Genomic DNA, 18202 nt, shown 5'->3' with positions numbered 1-18202 from the left:
CATCATGCTAGAAAGCAAACTGATAAATCATATTGCCGATCAATTCCTGGATGGCGAACGGGACGGTCTGAATGCGCACACGCCGTTGTTTGAGCTGAACGTCGTCGATTCAGCCGCTATTTTTGACCTAGTGGATTTTTTGCGCCAGGAGTCTGATGTGACGATCGGCATGCAAGAGATCCATCCGGCCAACTTTGCCTCCGTGCAGGCGATGGTGACGCTGGTGCAACGGCTGCAGGGAGGTGAAGCATGAGCATGCAAGGTGTTGAGAGCGCCGCTGAGCGGCAGGCACTTCTTCGTCAGTCCGTCTTACAGACTTTCGCCCGGCTGACCGAGTATGAACCCGCGGCGCTGGCGATGAACAGCCATCTGGAGCATGACCTGGGCGTTGATTCCATTGCGCTGGCGGAGATTGCCGCGACGCTGAATCGCCAGTTTCAGCTGAACACCCCGCTGCAGGTGCAGGAAATAAAAACCATTCAGGACGCGCTGGACGGTATTTTACAGCGCGAGCCTACGCTGCCTGAAGCGCAGAAGACGGCGCCAGCTACGGCGACGCCGCAGCAGTGGCTGGGTGCTTTGTTGCGCCGCGTATTTGCCGCCCATAGCGGCTATGACGCCGAAGTGCTGACGCCGGACGCCGCCATTGAAGGCGATCTGGGTATCGATTCGGTCGCGGTGGTGACCGCGCAGAGCGAGATCTTAAAGGCGTTGCGCCTCAGCGATGACGTCGCCTTGGAACGCAGCGCGACGCTGGCGGAGCTGCAGGCATGCCTGACGGCGCGTCTGACGCAGGAAAAAGGCGCGGACTGGTTCCGCCAGCTGGCGACGAATGACGCCAGCACGCCGTCTGATGAGGTATCTGATGATGCGGATGCGCCGGCCTCCGCAGCGGCAGCCGGTGCAGCATCCCGGCTTGCCGAGCTGGGCGATTCGCGCACCATGCGCGACTTTGTCGGCATCGAACATCCGGACCTGTTCCACAAGGCGCGTGAATTCAGAGCGTTTTATCGCGACAAAAAAGAGCGTGAGCTTTACTGGTACGGCATGCCGTTGGAAACGCCGTGTAAAAACCGCGCCGTGATGTTTGACGATATCACCGGTAAAAGCCGCGAATTTCTGATGTTCGGCTCCAACAGCTATCTGGGGCTGTCGAATCACCCGGAGGTGATCCAGGCCATTCAGGACGCGGCGGGAGCCTACGGCGCCACCAATACCGGCTGCCGCATTATCGCCGGCAGCAACGTGCTGCACCTGGAGCTGGAGCGCAAACTGGCCAAGCTGAAAGGGCGCGAAGATTGCATCGTCTACCCTTCCGGCTATTCGGCCAACCTGGGCTGTATCTCTGCCCTGACCAGCCGCCATGACCTGGTGTTTACCGACGCCATCAACCATATGAGTATTCAGGACGGCTGCAAGCTGGCGGGCGCGCAGCGTAAAATTTACGACCACTCTCTGACCAGCCTGGAGAAGTCGCTGGCCAGGTACGCCGACCATCCCGGCGGCAAACTGATTGTGACCGACGGCGTTTTCAGTATGCACGGCGATATCGTCGACCTGCCGCGCCTGATGAACCTGGCGGAGCGTTACGGCGCGCGGGTGCTGGTGGATGATGCGCACTCGACCGGCGTACTGGGCAAGACCGGCTCGGGGACGGCGGAGCACTTCAATATGAAGGGCCGGGTGGATCTGGAGCTGGGCACCATGAGCAAGGCCCTGTCGGGGCTTGGCGGCTTTGTCTGTGCTGACGGCGACGTGGTTGAGTTCCTGCGTTTTTATTCCAACTCTTATGTGTTCGCCGCCACGATCCCCGCGCCGGTTGCCGCCGGCGTTATCGCCTCCATTGACGTCATGCTGCGGGAGCCGGAGCGTCTGACGATGCTCTGGGACAACATCTATTACTTCCGCACTCTGTTGCTGAACGCCGGCTTTGACCTTGAGCATTCGGCGTCGGCCATTGTGCCGATCGTCGTGGGCGATGATGCAAAGACGCTGCTTTTCGGCCGGGCGGTGCGCGCGCGCGGCCTGTTTTGCCAGACGGTGGTGTTCCCCGGCGTCAGCGTGGGGGATGCGCGCCTGCGCATCAGCATCACCAGCGAACATACCCGGGAAGATCTGGACGAAGCCTATGCCATCCTGGTGGCGGCGGCTCAGGAGGTTGGCGTTCCCGTCAATGCCTCATCGGTTCGGGAAGCGCGCCTGCACGTCGCGGAGGCCTGACCTATGGCAATCTTCTCCTCGTTTATTCTGGACGGCCTGTTCCGGCATGCGCAGCAGACGCCGGACAAAACGGCGCTGCTGTGCGGTGAAGGGCGCTGGAGCTTTCGTCAGCTGGCGGAAAATGCCGGCGCGATGGCCGCCGCTTTACGGCAAAGCGGCGTTGCCGGGCAGGCGGTATTAATCAACCTGCCTAAAAGTCTGGAGGCGGTTGCCGCTATCTATGCGACCTGGCTGAGCGGCAACCATTATATCCCTATCGATTACAGCCAGCCGGCCGCACGGCTGGAGCGTATTATCACCGCGGCCGAGCCGGCGCTGATTATCGATGAAGATTGGTTGCGCAGCTTTGCCGCCTGCGCGGACGGCAGCCCGGAATGGCCGGCGCAGCCGGTGATGTTAAGCGATCCCATTGCTGCGATCCTCTATACCTCCGGTTCGACGGGCACTCCGAAAGGGGTGCAAATCAGCCATGGCATGCTGACCTTTTTTATTCGCTGGGCGGTGGGCGATACGCAGTTGACGGCGCAGGATACTCTGGCGAACCATGCGAGTTTTGCCTTCGATCTGAGCACCTTCGATCTGTTCGCCGGCGTCAGCGTCGGCGCTGCGGTATGGATTATCCGTGAAGACGAACAGAAGGATTGCCGCGCCATTGCGCAGGGGTTGCAAACCCACGGCGTCAGCGTGTGGTACAGCGTGCCTTCCATTCTGGCGATGCTGGAAAAAAGCGGTCAGCTTACCGTAGACGGCTGTGCGGCGTTACGTCAGGTGATTTTTGCCGGTGAGCCGTATCCCGTTGCTGCACTGCGACGCCTGCTGCCGCATCTGCCTGCGCAGTGCCGCATCAGCAACTGGTATGGCCCGACGGAAACCAACGTGTGCACCGCTTACCCGATAGCGCGGGCCAGTCTGGAGCGGTTGGAGCACGTGCCGATCGGCTATCCGCTGGCGGGCGTGGATGCGCAGCTGCTTGATGAGCAAGGCCGGCGCTATCCGCTCAATCAGGCGCTGGGGATGCGCGGTGAATTGCTGATTGGCGGGCCATGCGTTACGCCCGGTTACAGTAATGTGGCCGTTTCCCGACAAAGCGACTGGCATCCCCGTCAGTTCCACGCGACGGGGGACTGGGTGGAGATGACGGCGGACGGTCTGGTGTTCCGCGGCCGTCTCGACGAAATGGTCAAGATTAACGGTTACCGGGTTGAGCTGGGGGAAATCGAGTCGGCGGTTCATCACCACCCGGCGGTTAATCAGGCCGCGCTGTACGCTGAGCTGGGCGATCTTAAACAGAAGCTGGTGGCGGTCATCAGCCTTGGTCCTGGCGCGTCGCCGCCGACCCTGCTGGAGCTGAAGCAGTTTTTACACGCCCGGCTTCCCGCTTACATGATTCCTCACCGGCTGATTATTGCCGACAGCCTGCCGGTGAATGCCAATGGTAAGGTGGATCGCCGACGGTTGGCCGAGGTGCATGCCCAATGAGTCAGGATCAAGACACAACGTCGCTGGCGGTGGTCGGCATTGGCTGTGCGCTGCCCGGTATTGGACATTTCAGCCAGCTGAACGCGCCGGCGGACTGGCAGGCATTGCTTGACGCGCCGCCGGTGCTGATGGAGCAGGAGGGCGTAGCGACGATCTACGGCCGGCGGGCTGACGATGCGACGTTTGATTTTAAAAAGTTCTCGATTCCGCCATTGTTCAAAACCGCGGTCAGCCGGGAAACCCGTCTGGCGCTGCAGGCTGCCGCAGACGCCATGCAAGGTTTGACGCTGCCGGCGGCGCTGCGGGATCGTTGCGACCAGTTCTGCGCCACGCACCTGGGCAGTGACGCGGCCTACCGCAATGCGACCAAAGTCAGCGCGCTGCGGGCGTTGGCCGAACGGCTCAGCGCCCAGGGATACGCGCCGGCGGAGGTACAGCGGCGGATTGATGAGTATAAACAGCCGCTGGCGCAGACGTTAGGCAGCACCTCACACGACCGCGTAGGGGAAATGGCATCGAGCATTCCGGCGCGTATCGCGCATTTTGCGCAAACGCGCGGCAAGTGCCAGACCCTCGACGGCGCGGATTTGGGCGGCCTGCGTTTGCTGCAACTGGCGCAGGATTGCTTCCGGCATCAGGACAGCCAGATGGCCGTGCTGACCAGCGTGCAGTGTTTTCACCATTGGCCGCAGGCGGCCATGCTGTTGGAGCAGGGCGTTTGTGCGGCGAGCTGCTGGCTGGAGGGGGCGATCAGCCTGGTGGTGTGCCCGCCGACGCTGGCCCGGCAGCATGATTGGCCGATTCTGCTCCAGCTTGGCGAATTAACCTGCGGCAGGTCTGAAGTTCAACGGCAGGCTGACGAGCGGCGACCGGCTTATTTTGCCGGCGCCAATCAGGTTTTTTGCCAGATCCTCGAGATGCTGCTGCATCAGCGTCGCGCGTGCGGCGGTGACTCCTTTACCGGCCGTCGCTGGAATATTGATACGGCGCCGGCAGCTCGCACGCCGCCGGTGGCGCAGCGCATTGCGATCGTCGACTACCAGCCGGTTACCGCTCAAGGAGACGATAAAGCACGCTTTTGGCAGACGCTGTCTCAGGGCGATGATGCATTACGCGATCACGACGCGGAGCAGCTGCACCCGGGGGCGTTTGTTCGCTCGAACCCGCAAAAACTCAGCGCGTACACCCGCCGGGCGATGGGGTTTCCGGCGCACGACCCCGGGCAGATCCCGCTGAATAAAGCGATGATGCCGGCAAAAAAGAAGCGGCTGGATGTGACACAGCTTTATGCGCTTAACGCCTGCGGCGAATGGACTGAAAAGCTGCGGTCGTTTCAGCGGGTGGCGATCGTCATCGCCAGCAACCTGTCCCTGAGCGCCGATCGGCTGCAGGGGATGGCCGCACTGTGGGCCGCCTTGCCTCCGACGACGGGGGCTATCCCTTTGCCGCCTCAGCCGGAGATCAACCGCTGGAGCTGGTACGGCGCCAGCGGCATCGGCACCGCGCAGCTGCTGGCCGAACACTTTGGCATTGACGCGGACTGCTATGCGGTGGAGGCGGCCTGCGCCAGCTCGCTGGCCGCGCTGCATAACGCGGTCAGGGCTTTGCAGACGGGGCGTTATGAGGCGGTGCTGGTCGGCGGTATCGAGACGGCGACGCTGGAGCGCGACATCGTACTGTGCAGCGCGCAAATGATGCTTTCCGCCACGCGCATTCGCCCTTTCGCCGAGAAGGCGGACGGTTTCACGCCGGGTGACGGCGGCGGCTTTTTTCTGCTGAGCCGCCAGCCGGACGCTCAGGCGCTGGCCTTTATTGAGGCGATTTCCGGCTCTTGCGATAGCTATTCCATGACCGCGCCGGATCCTGCCGGGCAGGCGTTGGCGATTGAAAAAACGCTGGGCCTGCAGACGGCCGAGCCGCAGCGCGTGCAGTATCTCGAAGCGCACGGGACGGGGACGGCGCTTGGCGATCGGGCTGAGGTGTCATCGCTGCAGCATAGCTACGGCCGGGCCGCGCACTCTCCGCTGTATCTCGGCTCGGTGAAATATAACTTCGGCCACTGTTTCGCCGGTGCGGCCGCGCTGAGCCTGTGCAAAGTATTAAGCGCCTTCGAACAGGGCCAAATTCCTCCTACGCCGGTGTCTGCGTTAAATCCCGAGCTGCCGCTGGCGGCCATTCCCGCAGAAATTCCCCAACGCGTGCTCCCCTGGCCGCTGCCGGAGGAAGGCGGCCGTTGGGCGGCGATCAACGCCTTCGGCACCGGCGGCATTAACTACCATTTGCTGCTCAATCAATCGGTTTAAGAGGATTTCATGCATACCATCGTCCATAAAATTCGTTTGAAGGATATTGCCCACCGCGCTGCATTTCGCGAGTGGGTGGAAACCGTCGATTATCCGGCCTGTTGCCGCCTTGATGCGGTGCACGCCTTTGAAGTGGTGGAGGTCAGCCGGGAGGCGGATGCGCCGTTTCACTTTATTGAAATTATTCATATCAGCGCGATGGATGCGTTTGAGCGAGAGATGCGGACGCCGCTGTTTCAAAGCCTGGTCACCCGCTTTGACCAAATGGCGGAAGTGGTGACGGAGATTGCGGGAGAAAGGATTGGCGATGGCTATCAGCAATAGTCGTCACGCGAAAGCGAGGATTAGCGTGGCGGTTGCTGAAAGCGGACGCCACAGCGCAGAGCCGGCGCTGCAGCACCGGCTGCGGGTAAGGGGCAACGCGCGCGCGCTGGCCGTAGCCTTGTTGAACCGGGTATGGAGTGCGGATGACGCGTCGGCTGAGGCCGGCGGCTTCACGCTGCGGGCGCGGCCCGGCGGCCAGCCGGTTGGCGAACATCCGCTGCGGGGGGCGCGGTGCGTATCGCTCAGCCATTCGCAATCGTGGTATGCCGGCGCGACCGGCGACGGCGCAGTCGGTATTGATCTGCAGCACTATCGCCCCTTTGGCGTCGCCGCGCATCGTCAGGCGTTTACCGTTGGCGAGCGTGGGTTGGGGCCGGTTCAGTCCTGCGCTGCCTGGGCGATCCGCGAGGCTTTTTTAAAAAGCCATGGCCGCGGTTTGCCCTACCGGCTGAGCGATATTCATATTGACTGGCGCAATCAGCAGGTGGTGAGTGCTGCAGGTGGCCTGACGCGGCGGCGTTTTTGGCTGTGGTACAGCCTGGAGTGGGTATGCGCGCTGTGTTACTCGGGGGATGCCTCTTTGACGCCATGGGTGGAGATACTACCGTTGGAGGTGCGTGATGACGCATGAACCCTTTGAACGGGCGCTGCAGCGCGCGCTGGATATTGCGCGCCTGGCGCCGTCATCGCATAACTGCCAGCCCTGGTTGGTGCACTATGATGCCGCAACGCGCAGCGGGACGCTGGCCATTGACCGACGACGCGCGCTGCGTGGATTACCGTCGCTGGAGCGTGAAATGCTGATGAGCTGCGGGATTTTCTTTGAATACCTTAGCGCGCTGCTTGGCTATGCCGGCCGGCCGATCGACTGGCGCTGGGTCGGGGACGGGCGCCATGCCGCGTCGGATACGCTGATCGCGTTTTCCCCTGCGGCGGAGTTGGCTCCGGACGCGGATGCACACCGCCTGTTGGCGCAGGCGATAACGCAACGGCACACGGCCCGCTCGGTCTATCAGCCAACGCGCATCGACGATGAGCAGTACATGCAGCTGAACGCGTTGTTTGCCGGTACGGCGGCAACCCTCAGCATTGAGCCGGACGTGCCGCAGCGCGCTGAAATTGCCCGGCTGATTGCCCGCCATGCTGCGCTCGATTTTGCCGACCGGCGCGCCTGGCAAGAAACGTATCAGTTTATTCGGTTCGACGAGCGGCGTCCTGCCGACGACGGTTTTTGCCTCCATCACCTGTTCGGACCGGTATCGACTTCATTCAAGTACACATTCCGCCTGGCATTTCATCCGCGCCTGCATTGGCTAACCACCGGTTTGCGCCTGCCTGAACGTATGGCGAAAGGGTTGGCCGACCTTGTGGCGCAGGGGCCGCAATACCTGGCGATTGGCCTGCAAGAGGAGAGCCGCGAAGCGCTGTTTATGGTGGGGATGCGCCTCGGTCGGCTGTGGCTGGTGCTGCAGGACTGGGGCTGGGGGCTGCACCCGCTCAGCGTCCTGGTGCAGCATGCCGCGCCGCGCCGCGAACTGGCCGCCGCATTGGCGCTTGATGAACAGCCGGTATTTTTTGCGCGTTTTGGTCATCTGCAGCAGCCGGGCAGCGCCACGCCGAGGCGTAGCTGGCAAAACATTTTAACCGCGTCGCGTTCGGCACCGCCGACAGGGATCGACACTTTATAACTGACCTTAGAAAAGGAGTACGCAATGAACGTTTGGATTGCATTGGCGATCGTATTACTGATTCTCTCCGTGCTGGCTTTTATCTCCAGCCGCAATGCTCAGGACACCCGGCCGATGTTTTTATGGGGGTTCAACGCCATGGGGCCGGTTGCTTTGGTGTATTGCTATTTCGGTGCCGGCGATATCTCCCACAAGGCATTGATTCTGATCCTGGTGGGCCTCTATCTGCTGCGGATGAACATTGTGCTGACGCGCTGGTACGGCAATACCGCCGCCTCCAAGCTCAAAGAGGTGATGCCGACGCAACAGGTGCCCTGGCTGGCGGTGATGATGGTTAATATTTTCGGCTGGCTGTATTGCCTGCCTTTTTACTGGGGCAGCCAGGCGCAGGGGCCTTGGGGAGTACCGCAGTGGCTGGCGATCGGTTTTTATCTGGTCGGCACCTGTTTTCACTTTGGCAGTGACTATCAAAAACGGCGCTTCAAACAGGATCCAAAGAACAAGGGACGCATTCTCGACGTCGGTTTTTGGTCGATGGCGCGCCACCCCAACTATTTTGGCGACTTTTTAATTTTCGTCAGTTTCGGGCTGCTGGCCGGCAACTGGTTTGGCATTGTCGCGCCGCTGACCAACCTGGTGCAATATTTTGCCGATGCGATTCCCAAAAGCGAGAAAATGGCCGAAAAACGCTACGGCGAAGCCTGGCTGGACTATAAGCGTAAAGTGAAATGTTTTATTCCCTTTATTTTTTAGCCGCAGTCTGAAAGCCGGAGCAATCCGTACGATGGAGCCGCTCAGGCTCCATTTTTGATCGGTGGTTAGCGCGGTGCGGCTAAAACGCGCCCCGGCGGCGCCTGTTGCGCCATCAGCGCCACTACCCAATCAATAAATACGCGCAGCTTGGCGCTGACGTGCCGGTTGGGACGAAAGGCGATATAGAGCGGCATCGGTTCAAAACGCCAGTCGCTGAACAGCGGCGTCAGCTCGCCGCGCGCCAGGGCGGGAGCGGCCATATAATCGGGCAACCACAGAATGCCCAACCCCGCCAGACCGGCGGCCAGATAGGCGTTGCCGTCGTCAACGGCGAGGATATAGCGCCCGTGGACCTCCAGCCGTTCATCGTCGCGGCGCATGGCGTAGGGCAGCGCTTTACCGCTGCGCGCCCAGAGAAAGCCGACGATGCGGTGATGGCTCTCTTCCAGTTCGCGCGGATGGGCGGGTACGCCGGCCTGCGCCAGATAGGACGGTGCGGCATAGGCGCCCAGCTGTAAATCCGCCACGTGGCGCGCCACCAGGGACTGGTCGCTGATTTCCCCGCCGCGCACCACGCAGTCCACCTGCTCGCCAATTAAATCCACGATACGATCGCTGACGCCCATATCAATCTGAATATCCGGGTATTGTGCGTGAAAGGTGGGGAGCGCCGGCACTAAAATCATCCGTGCCAACGGGCTGGGCACGTCGATCCGCAGCCGGCCGCGCGGCGCAGCGGCGGCGCCGGACAGGCTGGTTTCCGCATCGTCCAAATCGGCCAGCAAACGCACGACACGTTCGTAGTAGGCGGCGCCGTCGGCGGTAAGGTGAACCCGGCGGGTGGTGCGGTTGAGTAATTTAACGCGCAGCCGTGCTTCCAGCTGTTGCACCAGCTGGGTCACCGTTGTTCTGCTGACCTGCAGGTTTTCTGCGGCCTTGGTAAAGCTGCCGCTGTCCACCACGCGGACAAAGGCCTGCATTGCATCGAATCGATCCATATAGCCTGGAGCCTCCGCGATTGTTTGTGTTTTACAAACAGTGATGGTGCTTTTTGCCAGTTTATTCGCCAGGCGGCGGACTTTAAAGTCTTTGTTCACCGAACTTTATGGGTGAATCAACCCGCACAGGAGATCGATCATGGCGAAGCGAGATGTGGTATTCCCCGCAGGGCGTCAGGCGCTGTATGAACGTAACCGTTATTCCCCGGCGATTCGCGCCAATGGCCTGCTGTTTGTGTCAGGCCAGGTCGGCAGCCGTGAGGACGGCTCGCCGGAGCCGGATTTGACGGCGCAGGTGCGCCGTGCCTTCGACAACCTGAATGCGGTGTTGCAGGCTGCCGGATGCACCTTTGATGACGTTATCGACGTCACCGTCTTTATGGTGGATCCGCAATCCATCTTCCACACCGTCTGGGAGGTGGTGCCGGAGTATTGGGGCAGCGCGCCGCACCCGACGCTAACCGCCGTCGGGGTGACCTGGCTCTATGGTTTTCAGTTTGAAATCAAGGTGATTGCCAAGCTGCCGTCGGAGGCGGAAAGCTGACAACGCCGGCGTATTATGCCGCCTGCGCCGGCACAGACACCGGCTGGCGCAGGCGCGCGTTTGGCGCAAACTCTCGTATTGTTTGCTAATAGCAATTTGCCTGGCGGATTTCCGGCACCCTATACTGACCATTCATCGTACGTAATGAATGGAGTCATAATGAAGGAAGGTAATAACATACTGATATTGGATGATATCCATTATCAAATAGATGACTCGGTAATTCTGGATTCGGTCTCTTTGACGCTAAAATCCGGTGAGTTCAAACTCATCACCGGCCCCTCCGGCTGTGGCAAAAGTACGCTGCTGAAAATTGTTTCCTCACTGATTAGCCCAACCCGCGGCGCTATTATTTTTGACGGCAAGAATATTAACGAGCTGTCGCCTGAGCACTATCGTCAGCAGGTTTCCTACTGTTTCCAGACGCCGGCTCTGTTTGGCAGTTCGGTATTTGACAATCTGGCGCTGCCTTACCAGATTCGCCACGTCAAACCGGATGAGGAAAAAATGAAGCGGGATCTGCAGCGCTTTATGCTGCCGGAGAGCCTGCTGCAAAAAAGCATTAACGAACTGTCCGGCGGGGAAAAACAGCGGGTTTCGCTGATCCGCAACCTGCAGTTTGTGCCTCAGGTCCTGCTGCTGGATGAGGTCACCAGCGCGCTGGATGAAGAGAATAAGCATAACGTTAATGAAATTATCCGCCAGCTGGTTGCACAGCAGAATATGGCCGTGCTGTGGGTGACGCACGACCGGGATGAAATTGCGCATGCCGACGATATTATCGAGCTGCAGGCGCATCAGGCACGGGAGACAGCCAATGAACCAGCATAACATCACCAATGAATCACTGGGGCTGTCGATGATTCTGGTGCTGGTGGCGATTTTAATCAGCCATAAAGAAAAGCTGGCGCTGGAAAAAGACATTATCTGGAGCATCTGCCGGGCGGTGGTGCAGCTGATTATTGTCGGCTATGTGCTGAAGTATATTTTTGCCTTGAATAACGAGGCGCTGACGGTGTTGATGGTGCTGTTTATCTGCTTCAATGCGGCCTACAACGCCAAAAAGCGCAGCAAATATATTGAGCATGCTTTTGTAACGTCGTTTATCGCCATTACCACCGGCGCGGCGCTGACGCTGATTGTGCTGGTGCTGACCGGGTCGATTGAATTTACGCCGATGCAGGTGATCCCGATTTCCGGCATGATCGCCGGCAACGCCATGGTGGCGGTCGGGCTGTGTTACAACAACCTGGGGCAGCGTTTCAAAAGCGAACAGCAGAAGATCCAGGAGATGCTCAGCCTGGGCGCTTCACCGAAGTTTGCGTCCGCCGCGCTGATTCGCGACAGCATTCGCGCTTCGCTGATCCCAACGATTGATTCGGCCAAAACGGTGGGGCTGGTCAGCCTGCCGGGCATGATGTCTGGTTTGATCTTTGCCGGTATCGATCCGGTGAAGGCGATCAAATACCAGATAATGGTGACGTTTATGCTGCTGTCTACCGCCAGCCTGTCGACCATCATCGCCTGCTACCTGGCGTACCGTAAGTTTTATAACCAGCGTCATCAGCTGGTGGTGACCACGCTGAAGTAAAAAAGAATACGGCCTCTCAAAAGAGGCCGTTATTTTATCGGCTACGGCGTCTGCAGCAGCGCGATGCTTTGGTGAATTTCCCGTTCAATATCCGCTTCCGTCCAGCTGTTCAGCTGTGAAGAGAAAGGCTCGAAGGCGTAAATGCCCCGGTAGCCCAGGCGTTCCAGATTCTGCACCTGCTTTTTACTCTCCAGACGATCCCGTTCGCTCAGCATAATGCGTTCCTCATCGCCCAGCGTCTCCTTGGCGCGCGGATCTTCGACGCCGGAGAGGTGCACCAGACCGATCCGATCGATCTGGATCTGCGCATCAAATTCCTGCTGAGCAGGCTCGCTCAGGTAATGGTGGAAGGTATCCAGCACGATCTGATAGGGAGCGCCGGCATCGCGGATAATGGCCTGGCTCAGCAGTGATGAGCGCAGAGAGCTGATGCCGAAGCCGAGCGGCTCCACATAGCCTTCAACGCCGTAATGCCGGAACAGCGGCGCCAGCAGCCGCAGCGCGGCCAGCGTGTCCTGCTGCTTTTGCTCATCGCTGCGGCGATCGTCCTTGCTGCAGTGCGGGCACAGCACCAGCGCCCTACTGTGAATGGCCTGCGCCTGCGCCAGCAGCGCGTGCGCATTGCCGAGCAGCGTCTCTTCATCGTCCGGCAGGTTGAACATGCCGAGCGCATTGATGGTGATGATTTCAATGCCGTACTTCGCTGCCAGCGCGTTGAGCTGCTCATTGCTCAAGTCGTCGGTTACTTTGCCGCTGGGCATATCGTTGCGCAGCTCAACCTTGCTAAGGCCGCATTTTTTTACCAGTTGGAAAAAACGTTCCAGATCGAGATTCGGGGCTATCTTTCGATTGATACAGAAACGATCCAGCGCAATGGCCATGGTGTCGGACTCCCACAAATAAAGGTTAGGGTTTTTCATTGGGTAACGATAAGGATTTGGCCGTAGCGACAGGCTGGCGGTAGCGCTTGGCCATCACCACCTGTTCCATTTTTTCCAGCGATACGCCTTTGGTCTCCGGCACGAAGCGGCAGATAAACCAGTAGCTGAACACGCAGCAGGCGGCGAACACCCACATCGGGAAGGCGCCGTGGAAGGTGGAGAACAGGTAAGGGTTGTCATTGATCATCGGGAAGGTTTGCGAGACGGCGAAGTTGGCGACCCACATACAGCCGACGGCGATGCTCATACCTTCCGAACGCATCCGGTTGGGGAAGATTTCGGAGATCAGCACCCAGCAGCCGACGCCCCAGGAGAGCGCGTAAAACAGCATAAAGAACAGCATGCCGAACAGGGCGAAGTAGCCGGTGGTTTCGCTATAGAGCGCGTAGGAGGTGATCAACAGGCCGATAATGGCGCCGAGGGTGCCGAAGCGCATCAGCGGCAGGCGGCCGATGCGGTCCATCAGCATGGCCCCGATCACCGAGCCGACCAGCTGCAGCACGCCGATCCAGATGGTCTGGAACAGGGCTTCCTGCGCGTTGCTGGTGACGGTTTTCAGCACCACGGGGGCGTAGTACATCATCACGTTGACGCCAGTGACCTGCTGCAGCATGGCGATCATGCAGCCGACGAACAGAATGAAACGCACGCGCTTGTCGTGGAAATTGAGCTTTTGCTTGGCCTGTTGCAGGTCTTCCTGCAGGGACGCTTTAATTTCTTTCAGGACGTTGCGCGCGTGGGCCTCGTTGGAGACGCGGGTCAGCATCGCCAGCGCCTTGTCTTCCTGGCCCACCATCACGTTCCAGCGCGGTGACTCAGGGATAATAAACACCAGAATGCAAAACAGAATGCAGGGCACTACTTCCGAGCCGATCATCCAGCGCCAGCCCATCTCGGTCAGCCAGGCTTCCGAGGCGTAGCTGGCGATTTTAAAGTTGACGTAAAAGATCAGGATCTGGCCGAACACGATGGCGAACTGCTGCATGCTCAGCGCGCGGCCGCGCATGTCCTTGGGAGACACCTCCGACATATACATCGGAGAGACGGTGGCGGCGATGCCCACCGCCAGCCCGCCGATCATGCGGTAGATGATGAACCAGGTGAAGGTGGTCGCCAGCGCGGCGCCCACGGCGGAAATGGTGAACAGCAGCGCCGCCAGCACCAGCGCTTTTTTGCGTCCGTAGCGGCCGGCCAGCGGCCCGGCGCCGAATGCGCCCAGCACGCAGCCGAGCACCACGTTGGACACCGCCCAGCCGGTTTCCGCCGGGGTGAGGTGGAAATAGGCTTTCAATGCTTCGATGGCGCCGGAGATTACGGCGGTATCGTAGCCGAACAAAATACCGCCGAGCGCCGCGATGCCGCATATCCGCAGTACGTACCCTGTATTATGTTTTCGCTGATGTGACATATGTTGCTCCGATTTTTATCCATGTTTCCGTCCGCAATGCGCGTCGTCAGGGGAAGGCGGGCGGAAGGTGTGAACCGTGCCTGTCATCAAGGCGTGTTTATTCGGGTAATTCAGCGATTGAGAAGAACATTTATTTCATAATTACGGAATAATGAAATATTGATTTTTAGACGCAGTTCAAAAAAATCACTGGAAAAGAAAAGTGCCATACCCGTTTCTTGCGAGCTGCGAAGCAAGAAAACCAGCCGCGCCGGCAGGCGTTAGCGGGTGCTGTTAAGGGTTTTTACGCCATTTGGCGGGAAGGGACGTTTTCCTGTTTGTTGGACATGGCGATGTAACGTTACCTTAAAAATTGCGATCGGCTACGCCAAAAATAAAATTTCCAAAACGTTTTATTTGAAACTTTTTTTTCAATGGAATAAGGTTTACTTCATTCGGCCAGGGTTAAGCCTGTCTGCAGGTGCCGTAAGGCACCGCGCTATCTGAGGGCTCTCCTGGTCATCGCGGCATGTTGAAAAGAGGGTGGAACATGAAAATCGTGGGTAACTTTATTGATGGGCAGGTGTGTCCGAGCAGCAGCAACCAAAGCGTGGACGTGCATAACCCGGCGACCGGGCAGGTTGAGCGTCAGGTGACGCAAAGCACCGCCGCCGAGGTCAAACAGGCGATTGATGTCGCGCACCGGGCGTTCGCCGGCTGGTCGCAAACCACCCCGCTGCGCCGCGCACGCATCATGTTTAACTTCAAGGCGCTGTTGGAGCAGCACCGGGAAGAGCTGGCGCAGCTGATCGTCAGTGAGCACGGCAAGGTGTATTCGGACGCGCTGGGTGAGCTGACGCGCGGTATGGAAGTGGTGGAGTTCGCCTGCGGCATTCCTCACCTGATGAAAGGGGAGTATTCCGCCGACGTCGGCACCGGCGTCGACAGCTTTTCCCTGATGCAGCCGCTGGGCGTGGTGGCCGGCATCACGCCGTTCAACTTCCCGGCGATGGTGCCGATGTGGATGTTCCCGATTGCGCTGGCCTGCGGTAACACCTTTGTGCTGAAGCCGCCGGCGCTGGCGCCGTCGGCGTCGGTGCGCATGGCGGAGCTGCTGAAAGAGGCCGGCCTGCCGGACGGCGTTTTCAACGTGGTGCACTGCGCGAATGAAAATGCCGCGCAGCTGTGCACCGACCCGCTGATCCAGGCGGTCAGCTTTGTCGGCTCCTCCACCGTCGCCGAGCATATCTACACCACCGCCAGCGCCCACGGCAAACGGGTGCAGGCCTTCGGCGCCGCGAAGAATCAGGCGATTATCATGCCGGACGCCGATCTGGACGCCACGGTGAACGCCCTGATGGGCGGCGCATTCGGCTCCGCCGGCGAGCGTTGCATGGCGCTGCCGATTGCGGTGGTGGTGGGCGACGATACCGCCGATACGCTGATCGCCAAGTTGAAACCGCTGATTGCTCAGTTGCGCGTCGGGCCAGGCCTGCAGCAGGGCGGCGAAGAGAATGAAATGGGGCCGCTGGTTTCTTCGGCGCACCAGCAGAAAGTCCTGGGCTATATTGATGTGGGCGTCGAAGAAGGCGCGACGCTGGTGGCGGACGGCCGCAACTACAGCGTGCCGGGGCATCCGGACGGTTATTACGTCGGGGGCACGCTGTTTGATCACGTGACGCCGCAGATGCGTATTTATCGTGAAGAGATCTTCGGGCCGGTGCTGGGCATTGTGCGCGTCGCCAGCTATCAGGAAGCGATTGACACGGTGAACGGCCATGAGTTCGGCAACGGCAGCGCCATCTTTACCAGCAATGGCCACTATGCGCGCCAGTTTGTGCATGAGGTGCAGGCCGGCATGGTCGGGGTCAACGTGCCGGTACCGGTGCCGATGGCGTTCCACAGCTTTGGCGGCTGGAAGCGTTCGGTATTCGGCGCGCTCAACGTACACGGCGCCGACGGGGTGCGTTTCTATACGCGTATGAAGACGGCGACGGCGCGCTGGCCTTCCGGCCAGCAGACGGTATCCGAATACAGCATGCCGACATTAGGCTGAGCAACCATGCGCGGGGGCGGCCGGGACAGGTAAGGCTACCCCCGTTGCGATAACAACGGCCATACGCGCCGCCGGCGGGTATGGCTTGACGACAACGGGAGGAGTTCATGTCTTCATTGCTTGCGAAATGCCAGCAACCCGATAGCCAGGGGCGTATTCAGCATGTTACGCCGGAAAACGCCGACTGGCGTTTTGTCGGTTTTGACGTTTATCGCCTTGAAGCGGGGAAAACGCTGACGCTGAGCAGCGACGATAAAGAGCTGTGCCTGGTATTGGTGGCCGGCATTGCCTCCGTCGCGACGCAGCACGCCGAATATCCCCATATCGGCAAACGTATGAGTCCGTTTGAACGGACGCCGCCCTATGCGGTTTATGTGCCGCATCATGACCAGGTTATCGTGCGTGCCGAAAGCGATCTGGAGCTGGCGGTATGCAGTGCGCCGGGAAGTGGTCACCTGCCTTCGCGGCTGATTACACCGGCGGACGTTGGTGTTGAGCGCCGCGGCAAGGGCCGCAACCAGCGCTTGGTGCACAATATTTTGCCGGATGATAAGCCGGCGGACAGCCTGTTGGTGGTGGAGGTTTACACCGACGAGGGGAATACCAGCTCCTACCCCAGCCATAAGCACGATCGGGAAGACTCTGCGGATGAAACCTATCTGGAAGAGACCTACTACCACCGTATTCAGCCGGAGCAGGGGTTCTGCATGCAGCGCGTGTACACGGATGACCGCTCGTTGGATGAGTGTATGCCGGTGTACAACCGCGACGTAGTCAAGGTGCCGCGCGGCTATCATCCGGTCGCCACCCTGGCCGGCTACGATAACTACTATCTTAACGTGATGGCCGGGCCGACGCGCCTGTGGAAGTTTACCTGGGAAAAAGATCACGCCTGGATTAACGGGGATGATTACCCGCAGAAATAGCAGCGTCGCCACGGAGTGACGACGACGAAGGAGGGCGAACCAGGTGTTCGCCCTTTATGCTATGCGTCTTTAGCGTTATTCAGCGCCAGTGAAACGGCCAGCGTCTGCGCCAGGCACATGGAAGCCACCTGCGAACGGAACCCGTCCACCTGCGCTTCTCTGACCACGAAACACACGTCGCTAAAGGCCGCCAACGGGCTTACCTGGCTGTCGGTAATGGCGATTTGCTGCGCGCCCTGTTTGGCGCCCAGTTCCACCAGTTCCAACGCTTCTCTGGCGTAAGGCGAATAGCTAATGGCGATCACCACGTCTTTTGGCTTCACCATGCCCAGCTGTTCGGTAAACATGCCGCCCAGGCCGTCAATCAGGAAAGCGCGACGCTCCAGATGGCGCAGGGCGTAGGTCAGATAGGAGGCGACGCTGAACGAACGGCGCAGGCCAATCACGTAGATATTCTCTGCGTTCTTCAGCAGTTCTACCGCTTTCTCCAGCTGTGCGGCGTCGATTTGCGCCGGCAGCTGCTGCAGCGCCTGTGCATTCACCATGGTGAAGACATTGAGAATTTCGGCCGGGTTCTCCGGTGCGGCGTTGTCATCCGTCGAAGTCTGACGGAACAGCCGGGCGCGCTCGGTATAGTTAACCGTCTCTTCCATCAGGTGCTGACGAAAGACCTGTTTCATCTCATTGAAGCCGCTGAAGCCGAAGGCGTTGGCAAAGCGGATCAGGGTTGATGGCGGTACGCTGGCCTGTGCGGCGATGGAGGCCACGGTGTCGAACGCAATGCTGTTGCTGTTATCCAGAATATAACGCGCGACCTGCTTCAGACGTTTGCTGAGCGTTTCATAACGGTGGCGGATTTCGTCTTGTAATAGCGAAAGTTGAGTTGGGTTATTCATCCATTCGGCTCACAGTATTGGCTAAAGCGCTAAAAGGCCTGCGCCTGGAGTATTTATTCGTCATTCTAACAGACGGAGCGGAAGTTTCATTTCATC

17 protein-coding genes are annotated in these 18202 nt (G+C 59.5%); 13 read left to right on the top strand and 4 right to left on the bottom strand.

Annotation, left to right across the window (positions count from 1 at the left end):
• Positions 1-4: 4 nt before the first annotated feature.
• Genes I6G83_RS05825 through I6G83_RS05790 form a run of 8 tightly spaced genes read left to right on the top strand, consistent with a single transcriptional unit; the run spans position 5 to position 8767 of the window.
• Positions 5-253, top strand: a complete 249-nt coding sequence (locus I6G83_RS05825; protein ID WP_054305722.1) for an acyl carrier protein — start codon at positions 5-7, stop codon at positions 251-253.
• Positions 250-2220: an aminotransferase class I/II-fold pyridoxal phosphate-dependent enzyme gene (locus tag I6G83_RS05820; RefSeq protein ID WP_054305723.1), complete on the top strand. Its 1971-nt coding sequence runs from the start codon at positions 250-252 to the stop codon at positions 2218-2220. Before I6G83_RS05825 ends, I6G83_RS05820 begins: the two co-directional genes overlap by 4 nt.
• A gap of 3 nt (positions 2221-2223) precedes the next feature.
• Positions 2224-3699: a D-alanine--poly(phosphoribitol) ligase gene (locus I6G83_RS05815; protein ID WP_054305724.1), complete on the top strand. Its 1476-nt coding sequence runs from the start codon at positions 2224-2226 to the stop codon at positions 3697-3699.
• A complete protein-coding gene (locus I6G83_RS05810; RefSeq protein WP_054305725.1) occupies positions 3696-6002 on the top strand; it encodes a polyketide synthase in 2307 nt (768 codons plus the stop codon). Before I6G83_RS05815 ends, I6G83_RS05810 begins: the two co-directional genes overlap by 4 nt.
• A 9-nt stretch (positions 6003-6011) precedes the next feature.
• Positions 6012-6326, top strand: a complete 315-nt coding sequence (locus tag I6G83_RS05805) for a RedY (RefSeq protein ID WP_054305726.1) — start codon at positions 6012-6014, stop codon at positions 6324-6326.
• Positions 6310-6957 carry a 4'-phosphopantetheinyl transferase superfamily protein gene (locus tag I6G83_RS05800; protein ID WP_152972182.1) on the top strand — a complete coding sequence of 216 codons (648 nt, stop codon included), beginning with the start codon at positions 6310-6312 and terminating at the stop codon, positions 6955-6957. The genes I6G83_RS05805 and I6G83_RS05800 overlap by 17 nt, the downstream gene beginning before the upstream one ends.
• Complete coding sequence (locus I6G83_RS05795; RefSeq protein WP_054305728.1) at positions 6947-8014, top strand: hypothetical protein; 1068 nt, start codon at positions 6947-6949, stop codon at positions 8012-8014. The genes I6G83_RS05800 and I6G83_RS05795 overlap by 11 nt, the downstream gene beginning before the upstream one ends.
• Before the next feature lie 24 nt (positions 8015-8038).
• Positions 8039-8767, top strand: a complete 729-nt coding sequence (locus I6G83_RS05790) for a DUF1295 domain-containing protein (protein WP_054305729.1) — start codon at positions 8039-8041, stop codon at positions 8765-8767.
• Positions 8768-8832: 65 nt separating this feature from the next.
• Here the strand turns inward: I6G83_RS05790 and I6G83_RS05785 are convergent, their stop codons facing one another.
• Positions 8833-9765: a LysR family transcriptional regulator gene (locus I6G83_RS05785; protein ID WP_054305730.1), complete on the bottom strand. Its 933-nt coding sequence runs from the start codon at positions 9763-9765 to the stop codon at positions 8833-8835.
• Positions 9766-9904: 139 nt separating this feature from the next.
• Here I6G83_RS05785 and I6G83_RS05780 point away from each other — a divergent pair, with 139 nt between their 5' ends.
• From I6G83_RS05780 to fetB, 3 genes are all read left to right on the top strand, one after another.
• Positions 9905-10309, top strand: a complete 405-nt coding sequence (locus I6G83_RS05780; RefSeq protein WP_015962251.1) for a RidA family protein — start codon at positions 9905-9907, stop codon at positions 10307-10309.
• Positions 10310-10468: 159 nt separating this feature from the next.
• Positions 10469-11140, top strand: coding sequence for an iron efflux ABC transporter ATP-binding subunit FetA (gene fetA, locus I6G83_RS05775; RefSeq protein WP_015962250.1), 672 nt, complete (start codon positions 10469-10471; stop codon positions 11138-11140).
• A complete protein-coding gene (gene fetB / locus I6G83_RS05770) occupies positions 11127-11900 on the top strand; it encodes an iron efflux ABC transporter permease subunit FetB (RefSeq protein ID WP_015962249.1) in 774 nt (257 codons plus the stop codon). The genes fetA and fetB overlap by 14 nt, the downstream gene beginning before the upstream one ends.
• 41 nt (positions 11901-11941) lie before the next feature.
• Here fetB and I6G83_RS05765 read toward each other — a convergent pair whose 3' ends face one another.
• On the bottom strand, positions 11942-12781 hold the full coding sequence (locus I6G83_RS05765) for a TIM barrel protein (RefSeq protein WP_054305731.1): 840 nt from the start codon (positions 12779-12781) through the stop codon (positions 11942-11944).
• Between the two features lie 25 nt (positions 12782-12806).
• A complete protein-coding gene (locus I6G83_RS05760; protein WP_054305732.1) occupies positions 12807-14249 on the bottom strand; it encodes a sugar porter family MFS transporter in 1443 nt (480 codons plus the stop codon).
• A gap of 529 nt (positions 14250-14778) precedes the next feature.
• Here I6G83_RS05760 and I6G83_RS05755 point away from each other — a divergent pair.
• On the top strand, positions 14779-16284 hold the full coding sequence (locus tag I6G83_RS05755) for a CoA-acylating methylmalonate-semialdehyde dehydrogenase (RefSeq protein ID WP_054305733.1): 1506 nt from the start codon (positions 14779-14781) through the stop codon (positions 16282-16284).
• Positions 16285-16391: 107 nt separating this feature from the next.
• The gene (gene iolB, locus I6G83_RS05750; RefSeq protein ID WP_015962245.1) at positions 16392-17210 is read left to right on the top strand and encodes a 5-deoxy-glucuronate isomerase; all 819 of its coding nucleotides are present in this window, start codon (positions 16392-16394) and stop codon (positions 17208-17210) included.
• A 59-nt stretch (positions 17211-17269) separates the two neighbouring features.
• Here iolB and I6G83_RS05745 read toward each other — a convergent pair whose 3' ends face one another.
• A complete protein-coding gene (locus tag I6G83_RS05745; RefSeq protein WP_015962244.1) occupies positions 17270-18106 on the bottom strand; it encodes a MurR/RpiR family transcriptional regulator in 837 nt (278 codons plus the stop codon).
• Positions 18107-18202 lie beyond the last annotated feature (96 nt).

This window comes from Serratia rubidaea, assembly GCF_016026735.1.
In the GTDB taxonomy this organism is placed as follows: domain Bacteria; phylum Pseudomonadota; class Gammaproteobacteria; order Enterobacterales; family Enterobacteriaceae; genus Serratia_B; species Serratia_B rubidaea.
Note: the sequence above shows the minus strand (reverse complement) of the source record. Positions and strands in the feature narration are given on the sequence as shown.